The organism is Lysobacter claricitrinus (assembly GCF_045866565.1).
GTDB lineage: Bacteria > Pseudomonadota > Gammaproteobacteria > Xanthomonadales > Xanthomonadaceae > Cognatilysobacter > Cognatilysobacter claricitrinus.
This window is the reverse complement of record NZ_BAAFZV010000003.1, coordinates 35,986-49,260: the sequence shown is the minus strand read 5'-3', so window position 1 is coordinate 49,260 and position 13,275 is coordinate 35,986. Positions and strand designations below refer to the sequence as shown.

The window sequence follows — 13,275 nt, the reverse complement described above, 5'->3', positions numbered from 1 at the left end:
CACGGCGCCGGTGCCGTTCAGTTGCTCAGAAAATCTCGGCGACGCAGCAACGCAATGAACCGCCGCCGGCTTCGATCGCGTCGAGGGGCACACTGTGCACCGAAAAGCCGGCCTCCGCGAGCGAGGCACGCGTCGATGCTCGCAGCGATTCATCGGCAGCGCCGCTCATCCACACGCGCTGCGGATCGAGCGCGATCGCATTGCCGGCGAAGTTCGCGGCTTCGTCAGGCGACAGCTCGATCGCATGCGGCGCATATAGCGACGCGATGCTGCGCGCGTCCTCGATGTCGGCGAAACCCTGCTGCGCATACACGACGGCCCGACCCGCGAGTACCGCGAGCACGACGTTGGTGTGGTACTCGCCCGGCGCCAGATCGAACATGAAGGTCGCGCGCAGCCCGAATGCATCGTGCATGCGTCGCGCGCCTTCTTCGTCGCAGCGCTCCGACAGCCCCGCAAATCCGATGCCACGCGCACGATCGATCACCAGCGCGCCGGTGAGTTCGCACGCATGCGGCTGCGCCGAAAGGTCGATGGGCGCGTAGCCGAGCGTGTCGATGAAAAAGCTGCGGATGTCGGCGCGCCCGGCCTCTCGCTGGCGAACCGCATGGCGCATGCGACCGACGATGAAGCGCGATTCGCCATCCACTCGCGCCGTTGCGAAGACGTTGTTGGGGAACGTCGCATCGGGCGTGGTCGGATCGCCGGGAAATGCGATCACGGGAACCGAAATGGAAAGCGCGGCCTGCAGGCAACGATGCTGGCGCAGCGCAGCGTCGACATCGAACTGCGACGCATCGGCCATGTAACGATTGTCGACTGCCGACTGCTCCGCGCGCGAAAAACCTTCGGGCGTCACGAGGAACGCCGCGCGTGCGGTCGCGTCACCTGCATCCGGCGCGCAGCGTGCGGCAACCTCGAGAAAACGGGCGGGATCGCGCGTGATCACGCCGTTCGCCGCAGGCCATCAGGCCGCGTGCAGGCAAGCGCGGCCTCCACAAGTTCGAGGCCCGCGCCTGGACGATGCGAACCTTCGCTCAGCACCTGCCGGAACGCACGACCGCCGCGCTCGCCAAGGAACAGCCCGAGCAGATGGCGGGTGCTGTGCTTGAGCGCGACGCCGCCCTCGAGCTGGCGCCGCATGTACGGAAAGTAGTCGCGCAAGAGGGCCTCGCGCGCGCGCACGTCGCGACCCGTCAAACGCGCGTCCACCCGGTGCAACACGTAGGGATCGTGATACGCAGCGCGACCCAGCATCACCCCGTCGGCGTGCGCAAGGTGCTCCAGGCTGTCGTCCACGCCCGCGACGCCGCCGTTCACGATGATGCCGAGCTCGGGCCGCAGCGTCTTGAGTCGATACGCCCAGTCATAACGCAACGGTGGAACCTCACGGTTCTCCTTCGGCGAGAGACCTTTCAGCCACGCGTTGCGCGCATGCACGATAAAAGTCTTGCACCCTGCTGCTGCGACGGTGTCGACGAACGCCAGGAACACGTCGAAGTCGTTGTCATCATCGACGCCGAGCCGGCACTTCACGGTGACCGGGACGCCGGGACTACTGCTCGTGCGGACAGCCACGTTCATCGCGCCCACGCAGTCGGCGACGAGCCGCGGTTCGCGCATCAGGCACGCGCCGAACCGACCCGCCTGCACGCGATCGGACGGGCAACCGCAATTGAGGTTGATCTCGTCGAAACCCCAATCGGCGGCGATGCGCGATGCCTGCCCGAGAAGCCCGGGATCACTCCCACCGAGCTGGAGCGCAACCGGGTGCTCGGTCGGGTCCATCGCCAGCAGCTTCGCGCGATCGCCATGGATCACCGCGTTCGCATGCACCATCTCCGTGTACAGCAGCGCCGACGGCGCCAGCACACGGTGGAAGGCCCGACAGTGCGTGTCGGTCCAGTCCATCATGGGGGCGACGGAGAGGGGAGCGACCTGAATTCTCAAAAATTGTCGCCAGTGCTTGGCGGCCGCGGTGCCCGACCACCAGAGCCGCCATTGTAGGCGACTCGGCTATTACGGATGGCACCGGCGCGTTCCATTGGCCTGACGCCGGCACCGCGCGAGCACACCTACTAGCGCCCCGGCCCCAGCGATCAGCCGTCAGTTAGGGCGATACGCGGCCAACGCACAGTCCGAAAAGACCACCTGACAACCTTTTCCCGTTTCCTGACAGAGCCTTATAGCGGTGCGCTCCGCGAGCGTCCTGGACGGCGCCGAAGCTGCCGCCGCGTGCCCCCCCAGGGTAGGCCAGACCAAGGCACCACATTGATTCTTGAACGCGATCATGGTCTTGCAGCTCAGCTGTTCGTCGCCCCGACACTTCCTTAGAGCAGCTTCGGTGGCCTCGGTCTCGGAGTCCATGTGCAGCACAGTCGCTACGTCGGGGGTTTCCGTACCGACAGCGATAGCGCCCCACTGGTCCTTCCAATATCCCGCCGCCCGAGGAGCAGAAGGCGCCGGCCCAGCGTAGTAAGGCGACTCTGGGATGTCGGGAGGGAGACAGGAAGGATTATTGGCCGATGGAATGCCGTTGGGACACTCCTGAGCCGCAGCGATGTTCGCCAGTCCAAAAGCAAGCAGGAAGGTCAGTCGCTTCTGCATATCAAACTCTCGTGTTGGCTGCGCGCGCGCCGGTAGTTGGCGTGTCCATGCCGCCCCTGAAGTTCGGCAGCCCGGATCGCATCGGATCCTCTCCGACAGCCCGGACAATGGGATTGTTGGCTGGGGGTGAGTAGGTGGGTACGTAGTTCGGCGACCCGGGCGTTGCGCCATTCCCCGAATATCCTGGGCGATGCATGAACGCACTCGTGTAGTTGAACTGCCCCAGCGTCCCTTGGAAGAACTGCGCAGCCATCGGTGGCGCGCTAATGATCAACGCCGTGAGAATCAGCCCGAGGCCACCCTGCTGCATCGCCTGGCTGGTCATGCCGTCGGTGAAGTTGGAGCCCATCAATCCTCCGATCAGCGCCGCACCCCAGAGCGAACTCGCGACCCGCACGACCATCTCCAATGCGATGGACACCATTGCGCTGAGCACCGCCATCGAGAACATTGTTCCGAGCCCGTAATAGAGCCAGCGACCGAAAAGCGGCTTGGTTTGGTCGAATAGCAGACACAGGATGAACAAGGGCCCTAGACCGATAAAGAGGGCGAGCGCCACTTCATTCAGCAGCAGCATCGTGCCGCCGACGATGGCTGGTCCACCGGTGCCGAATCCGACCATGTACAGCGCGCGCGTTTTCTGCGCGTCGAGCGTGCTATCGCCCGCAACGTCCAGCACGTCGATGCTCGACAGCGCGACCTGCATCCACGCCAGGTTGCGGTCGATGGCCTCCTCAGGCGAGGACGTCGAACCCGTCACGACGTGATTGATCTCGTCCTTTACGTCTTCTGCCAGGAGTTTGTGCAGGCCGGTGCCAAACATCGCCATCGACGTTGCGATGCTGAGAATCAGCGTCGCCTTCAGCGAATTCATGACCAGAGCCATCATGGAATCGCGCGACTGTCCGGTCACGATCCGGAAGCCCTGAATGAGTATCCAGAGCGTCAGAAGCGTCAGCGCAATCATGCCCACCCAGCTCATGGCGCGCCCCATGAGCTCGATGCCGAACTTCTCGATAGCATCGCGCAGATAGCCGAGGATCAGTCGGAAAAAAACGAAGTCTCCGAGCGAATCCACCCGCGGCATCAGCCAGCCAATTCCCATCTTCTGTCGACTCCGTCTACCCGATAGGGAGATGCCGAAGCATCTCCGCGTGAATCAGTGCACTTTCAGCGCGGTTTCCAGCGTCGCGGTCTTCACCAGAGTACCGATGGGATTGTTTTCCCCCTTCAGCGCCGCGGTGGCGAGCGTCTTCTGCATGTCGTCCAGAGAGGCGATCTGTGTGTCATACATCTGGACCTTGCTCGAGTAGTTCTGGTAGATGGCACTCAGTCGGACGCTCGACGCCATCGCATCATTGGTGCTCGTCTGGACGGCAGCCTGCGTCTCGCCGCCACTGTCCTGTCGTGAGGCCATCTGACTGAGCTCGGTCTGCGTCTCTTCCTTGACGCGCGTAAGGAAATCGATCGTCTCGTTGAACTTCTGGTTCCTGGCGACCTGCCGAAGTTCGCAAATGGTGCGCTGCTGCTGGATCAGGTCGCCCTTCGGGTTCAAGCGGAAGCTGCTCAGCAGACTGCGAAGATCCAACCCGCCATGGCTGCTCTGGCACATCGTGTCGACCATGTAGTCATCCGGCACCTTCTGCAGCGGCTGAGTCCCGCTGAACGAGAGGCTCGACGCCATGCGCTGGAGACGGATGAGCTGCTGGCGGTAGTGATCCATCACCGCTTGGTAGTGGGCGACGTCGGTCGCCATCCCCTGCACTTCCTTGGCGTACTGCGCAATGTCGTTCATCTGCGACATGATGGCTGTCATGATGGCGCTAATGTCCACGACTGGGAGACCCGTCGCCTGCGCGTAGCGCGGACTGCTTGCCGTTGTCGCGAGGACCACGACCAGCACCGCGGACAGGATCTTTTGGCGTAGTTGTTTCATCATCGATTCCTTTCGTTGAAGTGACGTCAGGCGACTTGTGGTTTCCGCTGGGGGACGCGCTCCACGCGCGCCTTTCCCGCCCCCTTGCGGCATTCGTAGAACGTCGACAGCCACTGCTCGGGCGTAAGCCGATCCACGGATACGCCATGACGCTCCGCCTCGTGCGCGAGAACGTCATGCATGACTTCGATGTTGTCCGTCGACGCGGAGATCACCGCGAGGGCGTCGTCCATGCCGCGCAGGTTGAGCTGGCAGACGCTGGCGGCGTGGCCCTGCTTGACCAGGAAGCAGCGCGAGCGTTCGTCCAGATTAACGACCACCTGGTATTCCGACTCGGTCAGCTTCAGCCCATCGATGTAGTCGTCGCGACTGGCGTTCGGGTTCGGCAGCAGCACCATCGTCGCGGTCTGCTCGATGAGCGCGGCAGCGATGTCGCTGGCCAACGCGTCCTCGGGACTCTGCGTGGCGAAGATGCCGAGACCGTTCTGCTTTCGGATGGTCTTCTGCTTGTTCTTCGCGAATTCCTTGAGGCCGCCCTTGCCGTCGAGGATCTTCCAGAACTCGTCCATGACGTAGATCAGCGGCCGGCCGTCGATCAGCGCTTCCAGCCGGTGCAGCAGGTAGTTGATCACCGGCACGCGGACTTCCGGGTTGTCGATGATATCGGTGTAGTCGAAGCCGATGATGTTCGCCTTCTGCAGGTCGATCGTGTCTTCGGCGTTGTCGAACACCCAGCCCAGCGAGTTGCCCGCGGTCCATTTGCGCATGCGTGCAAACAGGCCGTCGTCGCCCATGTTGGGCAGGCTCTTCTGGAAGTTGGTCATGGTGCGCAGGCGCACTGGTGTGTCGAGGATGTTCTCGACGGCGCGGAAGATGTCTTCCTCCTCGCGGGAGGTATAGAGCGTTTTGCCCGCCAGCACCTTCACCAGATCGGCGAGGAACTGCACGTTGGCTTCGCTGCGGTCGCACTGGAACGGGTTGAACCCGGTCGGGCGTCCGTTCTCCAGTGCCAGGTAGTTGCCACCGCAGGCGCGCACGAAGATCTCGGCGCCGCGATCCTTGTCGAAGAAGAAGATGGTGGGCGACGGCTCGAGCTTCTGTACCTGACTGAGCAGGAAGTTGATCAGCGCGGTCTTGCCGGTACCGGATTTGCCGATGACCATCGTGTTGCCGATGGCTTTCTCACCCAGCGAGTTCTCGCCCGGGTGCGTCGCGTGGAAATTGAAGTAGTACGGCTGGCCATTGGTCGTCTGCAACGTGGTGACGCAATCGCCCCACGGATTGTTTTCCTTCTTGCCCGACGCAAAGTTGTGCAGCGGCGACAGGCCGAGGAAGTTCAGCGAACTGACGTTGGCGATTCGCGTGCGGTACTTCCAGTTGCCGGGCAGCTGCGAATAGAACGACGGAACGACAGCGAGATCTTCCTTGGCCGACACGAAGCCCGCGTTCGATAGCTCGGCGCGACCGGTCGCGAGGTTCTGCGACAACTTTTCCTGCAACTCGGCAAACAGCGACATCGTGAAGTGGTATTCGCCAAGCACGAAGTTGCCCGACGCGAGCTGGTCCATGGCCTGGTCCAGCTCGATGATCTGGCTGACAGCCTTGTCACCCGAGGAGATCATCATGCCCTTGGTGCGATCGAGCACCTTGAGCGCGTCCTGTCGGCCCATCGGGCTGAAGGAATGGGTGATGACGTACTCGAAGTCGAGGTACTTCAGCCGGTTCAGGATGCCCGGATAGGTACCGTCGGTGTATTCCTTGATGTTGAGCATCGCGCCGAACTGGTTCGCACCGGTCGGCGTGGTAACCACGAAGTCGCCGGTCTTGCCGGAAAACATGTGGCGACTGACAGGCAGGTAGCTGTGCACAGGGGCGTCGAGCACTGGCACCGGCTCGTCGATGCGGTTGATCAGGTAGCCGTAGAACTCGAGTGTTTCCGAGAACACCACGCCATTCGCGGCCTCGTACATGCCGAGTCGGTATGGCGCGTAGTCCTTCAGCACCGCTTCGAGGTTGCCGGCGAGTTCGAGAAGCTTGGCGACTGCTTCGTCCTGCTGCGCCTGCAGCTGGCTGACGTTCGCCGACTTCTCGACGAACTTTTTGCCGGTCACGACCGGTCGATAGATCATGGTGAGGTACAACTCGTTCGCCATGATCTTCTGCGAGGACAGCGACTCGAAGTACGCGTCCGAGAGTTCCTGGTTGAACTGCTGGCGGAAGTTGCTGCGCTGCTTGATGCGGCGACGGCGACGCACGTCATGCACCCAGAATGCCACGTTGATGAAGTCCGGCGCGCGCAGCGTTTGCAGCATCCGGTTGAACGTGTTGTGCCGGTGCTCGAGCTCCCATTCCTCGCGACCCACGAAGGGCAGGCCTTCGAGATGCCAGGTCATGAGGTAGTCGCCGCCCGTGGTTTTCACCACCGTCGGGGAGACATGGGTCGACAGCGGGATGAAGTCGCTGATCGGGGCGTCGGGCGTGAACGTCGTCATGGGATTCGGTTGACCGGAAAACGCCGGCGACGGGCGGAGCCACGTCGCCGGAGGAATCGCGAGGCGCGAGGCCTCAACGATCCGAAGACTTCCTGAGCGGGTCGCGATACAGGTTCGGCGTGAACACCCACATGCCGTCGTGCACATCCAGGTTGCGGACCTTCATCCGCACCTGCAGGCGCAGGCCGAGCAGGCGGAAGATCATCTCGTCGCGCCGTGCCATCTGCCGCATGATGAAGATCACCACCGGCAGCATCACCAGGAAGAACATGTTGGTGTAGAACGACAGCAGGATCACGCTGCCCGCGCCGATGAAAAACGGCACGTACGGCACGCCCATGAACATGGGCGGCCGCGTGCAGCCGCGGAAGAGAACGTTCTTCTGCATGGTCGCGACGAGCGTCGATCAGGTCCCGCCGATCAGCATCTTCGCGACCTGCGCCGCGGCGCCGATCAGGAAGCCGCCGATCAGGATCGGCGCGACGTCGGCGATGCGCTTGTGTGCGAACGCGATCTGGTAGCCGGCGAACACGACGGCGATGGTCACCACCGAGATCGACGCCAGGTTGAGCAGGCTGTTGAGGTTGGTGAAGAACTTGCTGACGGTGCTGCCGGTTTCGGTGAAATCGCCGCCACCGCCGGTCGCCTGCGCGAGCGCGAGGCCCGGTGCGAACGCCGCGCCGACGAGCGCCGAGGAAACGGTGGACTTCAGGGACTTGATCGACTTCATGGGCTTTCCTTGTCGTTGCGGGACGGTGGCGACCGCCGGGGCGGGTTAGAACACGAATGCGGCGTCACGCGGCGATGCTTCGGGTGCGGGGGGCTGCGGAGCGGGCGCCGACGCGCCGATCTCGCCGGCGACGCGTGGCGGCGCGCCGTCGGGACGAAGCACGACGACGCTGTCGACGGTGTTGTCCGTGGGCGGAGCAGGCGCCGCCGGTGCCGCTGACGCTTCGGTCGCCGGCGCCGGCCGATTGATCGGCGCGAGTGTCTGCGCCGGCTCGATACGCGAGGGCGCATCAGCGGTACTGCGAAGCGGATATGGTGCGGTCGCACGACGCGTCGGAACGCCGTACACGTCGATCGCACCAGCGAAGCGCGGATTCGCCGCGGCACGCATCGACGCGTAGATCTTCTGGACGTAGCCCTGGCGAAATCCCGTCACGAAGTTGCCGGAGTAGTAGCAACTGAAGGACTTGCCCCAGTCGCGGCCGGAACGCTCATGGCATTCGGCGAGGATGCGCGAGCCAGCGCGCAGGTTCGGGCACGTCTGGAAGGCCTGCTCGTAGGACGACAAGCCGTAGCGCGCAAGGTTGTAGCGATTGACCTGCGCGAGCCCGAGCGAAAAATTGAAGCCGCGGCTCTCGAGCATGCGCACGGTAGCGAGCGCTTCCGGCAGGTTCGCGGGCTGGCGCGCGAGACGGCCGCCGACCACGCCGATGGCGTACGGGTTGAAAGAGGATTCGACGTGGACGACGTGGTGCATCACGTCCACGGGGACTGCCAGATCCGGACAGCCCATCAGCTCCATGCCAGGCAACACCGCTAGCCCCCCGTCCATAGCGTGCGGCGCACGATCGGATCGACAGGGCGATTCCATTCGTGTGCTGCGTCCTTGCGCGACCGTGCCGATACGCGGCAACGGCGTCGTGGGCATTGACTCACGCGTTCTCGCGCATTGTCAACGCCGGTTCCTGCAGCGGCATGACCGTTCGTCATGTGCTGGACAGCGCCCGCTGCGGATCGAAATCGATGCCGGTGATGAAGCGCTGGCCGGCGTGCGCCTTGATGTGCACGACGATGTCGATCGTCATCATCAGAAGGCGCTTGATCACCGCGAACTCCAGGCCCGAGCCCTCCGCCGACGCCTTCACCATCAGCGCGAGCTGGTCCCATGTCTGCGCAGTGCTGCCGGCATGGCAACTCGTGATGGAGCCGGGATGGCCGGAAGCGCAGTTGCGGATGAAGTAGAACGACTCGTCGCCGCGCAGCTCCGCGAGGATGATCCGGTCGGGCTTCATGCGCAGGCAGGCTTCCATGCAGCTCTTCGCCGTCACGTTGCTAGTGCTCTGTCCACCCTTGGAATAGAGAAGATGCACGACGTTGGGCTGGCGGATGAACAGTTCGCGCGCGTCTTCGATCGTGACCAGCCGCTCGTCGTCGGAGATGTGGTTGACCAGCGACTTCATGAAGGTGGTCTTGCCGCTGCCGGTCGCGCCGGCGACGACGACGTTCTTGCGGTAGTGCACCGCACGCCGGAAGAACTCGGCGTAGTCGCGACGCGCGCGCAGGTCGAGCAGCTCGCGGTCCTGGTCGCTGACTTCGCCGACCTGCTCGATGATCCGCTCGAAAAAGCCGTCGGCGTGGTACTCCTCGAGCGTCTTGGTGCGATGCGACGGCAGGCGGATCGTGATCGAGACCTTGCCGGCGTCGCAGGCCGGCGGAATCACGAACTGCGCGCGCTGTCCGGTCGGGAACGTCAGCGACACGACAGGATCGGTGTCAGTGATGCGCTGCCCGGTGTTGCTCTCGTTGACCACGGCCGTGCAGAACTGGCGCGCGCGCTCGAAGGTCAACGCCGGGACGTCATGCCGCTCCCAACCGCCGCGCGCTTCGATCCAGATCTCGCCGGGCCGATTGATGCAGATTTCGGTGACGTCGGGCGACGCCATGTGCCCAAGGATGCCGAGCACCTCGTACTGGTACGACAGGAAGTCGTCCGAAACCTGCGCGAGCGGAGCGTCGAGTTCCATCACCATCGGCTCAGTGGCCGACGACCTCCGTGAAGTCGACATCGCGCGCAACGTACACGCTGACCATCGAGCCCTGGTTGATCGTCACCGTCGGCGCGTGCGCCATACCCTCTTCCGCGGCCTGGTTGGCGAGCCGGTCGACGGTGTTGGCAGTGTTGCTCTCGTACGGCGAAGTGACCACGACGCCCTGGCTGACCGTAGAACTGGCGGGGCCGTTCTTCGCCGCGGCGTACTTGAACGCGTCGCTGAGCAGGCTGACCATCAGTGCGGACGTGATGCGCGACGCCCAGTGCGAGTCCAGCTGACCCGGATAGCCGGCGCTGCCGAGAGGATCGACGCCGGGGCTGATCATGCTGACGTCGTAGCCGTTCGGCGTGGTGATGCGGTCCCACACGACTTCGATGCGATTGCCCTTCGGCCGCGCCTTGTAGGTGCCGTAGATCTTCGAGCCGCGATCCAGCAGCAGCGTGCGCCCGTTGATCGAATACACCGGCTCGGTGAGGATGCAGGACGTGAAGCCATCGGCCTCACTGATGATCCGCGTCTCGAGCGTGCATCGCAGCAGCGTGCCGCGCACGAGCAGCGTGTCGGGGTTGCGCAGCGCGCGCGCGGCTGTCGGTTGCTTGGCCGCATCGACCGGAGTCGCTTGGCCGTTCGCCGCACCGCCGCCCTGCTGGCCTAGAGCGGCCTGCGCCATCGCCAGCGTCTGCGCGTACGCGCTTGCTTGCGGATTGCTCGCATCGGCGCCGCTCGCGGCTTCCGCACCCATCCGGCGCTCAAGCAGCGTGGGCGCGCGGGCGACGGCCGCCGCCGGCGCGGCGCCGCCATAGGCGATGGTTTCCTGCCCCGAAGCGGGCAGCGGCGGAAGCGGCGGCGAAAGCGGCTCGGTCTGTGTCGCTTGCACGTCGATCGGCTCGGCCCCCGGTGACGTCTGCGCCTGCTGCTGCGGCAGCGGCGGCGTGGCGTCGCTCAGCGTCGGGATGCTGACCTGTTCGTCGTTCGGTTTCGCCGCGCTATCGGGCTTGGCGCTGCCGCGGAACACGAGCACGGCCATCATCATCAACAGCAGGATGATGCCGCCGAGGAACAGCAGCGCCTTGCGATTGACGCGCTGCTGCTCGGCGGTACGCAGGGTCGGTGCACCGGCGTCGAGATCGGGCGCAGCTTGAGGCGGCGCACCGAAATACGGGTTGGCCTCGGCCGCGACCGCCACCGGGTCCTGTTCGTAAGGATTGCTGATGATCTGGCTCACGAGTGCGGGTTCCTGCGAATGCCGACGACGTCCTTGCCGTGTCGGATCACGAGATAGCGGTAGGTGCCGTGCACGACGATCGTGTTGCCCTGCACCGTGGTGTTGACGATGAACTCGTCACCGTTCTCGGTCTCGCTGCCGAACACCGCCGGGAACGAACCGGTCGGGAACGGCGTGGTGTCGCCGAGCTTGATGTACGTGAATCGCCCGTCGTCGTAGACGCTTGCCGGCACCAGCGCGCGCAACTTGGTGTGCGTGCGGTAGTCGTAGTCGAAGTGATAGTTGCGCGACGGATCGAGTGCGACGTCGAGTTCCGGCGTCTTCGCCGCGGGCGCGTCGCGGAACTTCGCGTCGGTGGGGTAACGGAAACGTACCTTGTACTGCACGCCCGCGTTGCGGGCCTGGTCGAGCGCTTTCCAGTCGGTCGCGACCACGCGCAGCTCGAGGATGTACGAATGCGTTTCGGTGCGGATCAGCAGGTTGGTGTCGACATCGACGTTCTTCGGCTTGACGTAGAAGACGTTGTCGCGACGGCTGATGTCCCAGCCGCTCGAGAAACCACTGCTGTAGTCGACGATGGTCTCGCTCGGCGACAGCTCGATCTCGGTGGTGATGCCGAGGCCAGTGCGCACCGGGTAGATGCTGTTGTCGGCGTAGTCGTATTCCTGGATCGCCTCGGCGCTGGCGCGCATCGGCGATGCACTGGCCGCGACCAGAACGGCAGCAACGAGGATCGCGAACGGACGCGTCATCACGGGTGGGCTCCGGTGGTCGGGCGGGCGGGTGCGCTAGGCGACGCAGCCGTCTCGGCGGGTGCGGACGGTTGCGCGGTCGGGGACCCGGCAGCGGATGCATCGGGATTCGAAGGCGCCGCCGGTGCGGTCGGCTCGCCGATTTCGGGCATCGCGAACGCCGGAATCTCGGGCTCGACCGGCGGTGATTCGGCGTAGTCGTTGTCGACGCGGTAGGTCGTCACCTGGAAACCGAGTGGATTTTCCACGCGGTACTTCTCGTCCATGGCCAGGTTCGCTTTGTAGGTGAACGTGAGCGTGGCGATCTTGCTGTCGAGCGGCGCGGTGCGACCGGTCGACTTGTCGTACAGCGTGCGCTGGAAGCGCACCGTCGCGCCATTGGGCTTGCCGTTGGCGTCGTTGATCAACGTGATGCTGAGGATCTTGACGCGGATCGCCGCCTTGTCGCCGTACGTGTTGTACGGACGCGCCGGGTTGTCCTTGCCGTGCAGCGCGGTATAGCCGGCGGCCACCGACGGCGCGGACATCGTGTAGACAGTGGTCCAGTCACGCAGGCGCATCAACGCGATGTCGTAGGACTCGCGCGCGGTCACGAAGTGCGCGACGTTGCTCTTGTTGACCGCCTCGCTGATCGTGATGTCGTTCTGGCCCCAGTTGCCGTCAAGCTTCGCGACCGTGGCGGTGCCGGTGTAAGCATCCGCCATCACCAGGTAAGGCACTTTTTCCTTCAACGGCAGGAAGTAGAAGTAGCCGCCAGCGAGGATCAGGGAGATCGCGCAGGACGTGCCGGCGACCCACCAGGCACGCCGCTCACTGCGGCGAGCGCGGTCGGCGAGGCTGATCTCGTAGTTCACCGCGCGGCCGATGGCGTGTTCGACGCGCAGGCTGTCGGAAGCGGTACGCGTGCTCATGGCTGGGCTCCGGTTGCGCCGGCGACAGGGGCTGCCGCGGCTGCGGCGCGTCGTACGACGATGCGATCGCCCTCGACATCGATCGCGACCTGCTGCGCCGAGTAGAGCGAGGCCAGCTGCGCGAGCGTGGTACGCAGGTCGTCGCCATGCAGGTCGGCGACGCCGCGGTACAGGGTGAAATCGGAGTCGTGCCGATAGTCGAGCTGCATCTTGCTGTCGCGCGCCCAGCGTTCCAGCAAGCCCTTGAGCGTGCGGTCGACCGGTGCGGCGTAATACACGTAGGCCGGGCGCAGTGGCAGCGCGATCGACTGTTCGTCGTAGTGGTTGACCGGCTTCCAGCGGCCGGTGGCCGCCGGTGGCGGACGGGTGGCGCACGCCGCGAGCGCGGCGGTCGCGACGACGAGAACGATGCAACGGACAGGATGCGAAGACGAAATCACGGCTCACCGGTACGCATGAACGCATCGCCCGTACGCGGTGCGCACGGAGGCGATGACGGGCGAATGGAAACGGCGAGGTGCGCGGGTGCTGCGGCGTCCTGCCGGCTTGAACGAGTCCTTGTCGATGTCCCC

At 64.5% G+C, this 13,275-nt stretch carries 14 protein-coding genes; all 14 read right to left on the bottom strand.

Features of this window, described 5'->3' with window-relative positions; genetic code table 11:
- Positions 1-25 precede the first annotated feature (25 nt).
- Entirely contained in the window at positions 26-949 is a 924-nt protein-coding gene (locus ACKTTN_RS11950) for an arginine deiminase-related protein (protein WP_407910124.1), read from the bottom strand.
- A complete protein-coding gene (gene dusA / locus ACKTTN_RS11945) occupies positions 946-1,950 on the bottom strand; it encodes a tRNA dihydrouridine(20/20a) synthase DusA (protein WP_407910123.1) in 1,005 nt (334 codons plus the stop codon). Before dusA ends, ACKTTN_RS11950 begins: the two co-directional genes overlap by 4 nt.
- 156 nt (positions 1,951-2,106) lie before the next feature.
- The gene (locus ACKTTN_RS11940) at positions 2,107-2,607 is read right to left on the bottom strand and encodes a DUF4189 domain-containing protein (protein ID WP_407910122.1); all 501 of its coding nucleotides are present in this window, start codon (positions 2,605-2,607) and stop codon (positions 2,107-2,109) included.
- A 1-nt stretch (position 2,608) separates the two neighbouring features.
- Positions 2,609-3,712 (bottom strand): type IV secretion system protein, encoded by a 1,104-nt coding sequence (locus ACKTTN_RS11935; RefSeq protein WP_407910121.1) that lies wholly within the window; start codon positions 3,710-3,712, stop codon positions 2,609-2,611.
- 54 nt (positions 3,713-3,766) lie between these two features.
- Positions 3,767-4,543, bottom strand: coding sequence for a hypothetical protein (locus tag ACKTTN_RS11930; protein WP_407910120.1), 777 nt, complete (start codon positions 4,541-4,543; stop codon positions 3,767-3,769).
- Between the two features lie 26 nt (positions 4,544-4,569).
- Positions 4,570-7,035: a VirB4 family type IV secretion/conjugal transfer ATPase gene (locus tag ACKTTN_RS11925; protein WP_407910119.1), complete on the bottom strand. Its 2,466-nt coding sequence runs from the start codon at positions 7,033-7,035 to the stop codon at positions 4,570-4,572.
- A gap of 73 nt (positions 7,036-7,108) precedes the next feature.
- A complete protein-coding gene (locus ACKTTN_RS11920; RefSeq protein ID WP_407910118.1) occupies positions 7,109-7,423 on the bottom strand; it encodes a type IV secretion system protein VirB3 in 315 nt (104 codons plus the stop codon).
- A gap of 18 nt (positions 7,424-7,441) precedes the next feature.
- The gene (locus tag ACKTTN_RS11915; RefSeq protein WP_407910117.1) at positions 7,442-7,765 is read right to left on the bottom strand and encodes a TrbC/VirB2 family protein; all 324 of its coding nucleotides are present in this window, start codon (positions 7,763-7,765) and stop codon (positions 7,442-7,444) included.
- Between the two features lie 45 nt (positions 7,766-7,810).
- A complete protein-coding gene (locus ACKTTN_RS11910; RefSeq protein WP_407910116.1) occupies positions 7,811-8,566 on the bottom strand; it encodes a lytic transglycosylase domain-containing protein in 756 nt (251 codons plus the stop codon).
- Between the two features lie 184 nt (positions 8,567-8,750).
- Complete coding sequence (virB11, locus tag ACKTTN_RS11905; RefSeq protein ID WP_407910115.1) at positions 8,751-9,788, bottom strand: P-type DNA transfer ATPase VirB11; 1,038 nt, start codon at positions 9,786-9,788, stop codon at positions 8,751-8,753.
- A gap of 10 nt (positions 9,789-9,798) precedes the next feature.
- Entirely contained in the window at positions 9,799-11,040 is a 1,242-nt protein-coding gene (locus tag ACKTTN_RS11900) for a TrbI/VirB10 family protein (RefSeq protein ID WP_407910114.1), read from the bottom strand.
- Positions 11,037-11,732, bottom strand: a complete 696-nt coding sequence (locus tag ACKTTN_RS11895) for a TrbG/VirB9 family P-type conjugative transfer protein (protein WP_407910498.1) — start codon at positions 11,730-11,732, stop codon at positions 11,037-11,039. The genes ACKTTN_RS11900 and ACKTTN_RS11895 overlap by 4 nt, the downstream gene beginning before the upstream one ends.
- A 59-nt stretch (positions 11,733-11,791) precedes the next feature.
- The gene (locus tag ACKTTN_RS11890) at positions 11,792-12,703 is read right to left on the bottom strand and encodes a virB8 family protein (RefSeq protein ID WP_407910113.1); all 912 of its coding nucleotides are present in this window, start codon (positions 12,701-12,703) and stop codon (positions 11,792-11,794) included.
- Positions 12,700-13,143, bottom strand: coding sequence for a hypothetical protein (locus ACKTTN_RS11885; RefSeq protein ID WP_407910112.1), 444 nt, complete (start codon positions 13,141-13,143; stop codon positions 12,700-12,702). Before ACKTTN_RS11885 ends, ACKTTN_RS11890 begins: the two co-directional genes overlap by 4 nt.
- Positions 13,144-13,275 lie beyond the last annotated feature (132 nt).

Excerpts from the sequence above, each read along its gene's own strand:
- ACKTTN_RS11925 (WP_407910119.1), bottom strand. The coding sequence starts at position 7,035 with ATGACGACGTTCACGCCCGACGCCCCGATCAGCGACTTCATCCCGCTG.
- ACKTTN_RS11940 (WP_407910122.1), bottom strand. The coding sequence starts at position 2,607 with ATGCAGAAGCGACTGACCTTCCTGCTTGCTTTTGGACTGGCGAACATC.
- ACKTTN_RS11895 (WP_407910498.1), bottom strand. The coding sequence starts at position 11,732 with ATGCGCGCCAGCGCCGAGGCGATCCAGGAATACGACTACGCCGACAAC.
- ACKTTN_RS11910 (WP_407910116.1), bottom strand. The coding sequence starts at position 8,566 with ATGGAGCTGATGGGCTGTCCGGATCTGGCAGTCCCCGTGGACGTGATG.
- ACKTTN_RS11890 (WP_407910113.1), bottom strand. The coding sequence starts at position 12,703 with ATGAGCACGCGTACCGCTTCCGACAGCCTGCGCGTCGAACACGCCATC.
- ACKTTN_RS11930 (WP_407910120.1), bottom strand. The coding sequence starts at position 4,543 with ATGAAACAACTACGCCAAAAGATCCTGTCCGCGGTGCTGGTCGTGGTC.
- ACKTTN_RS11935 (WP_407910121.1), bottom strand. The coding sequence starts at position 3,712 with ATGGGAATTGGCTGGCTGATGCCGCGGGTGGATTCGCTCGGAGACTTC.
- ACKTTN_RS11915 (WP_407910117.1), bottom strand. The coding sequence starts at position 7,765 with ATGAAGTCGATCAAGTCCCTGAAGTCCACCGTTTCCTCGGCGCTCGTC.
- virB11 (WP_407910115.1), bottom strand. The coding sequence starts at position 9,788 with ATGGAACTCGACGCTCCGCTCGCGCAGGTTTCGGACGACTTCCTGTCG.
- ACKTTN_RS11920 (WP_407910118.1), bottom strand. The coding sequence starts at position 7,423 with ATGCAGAAGAACGTTCTCTTCCGCGGCTGCACGCGGCCGCCCATGTTC.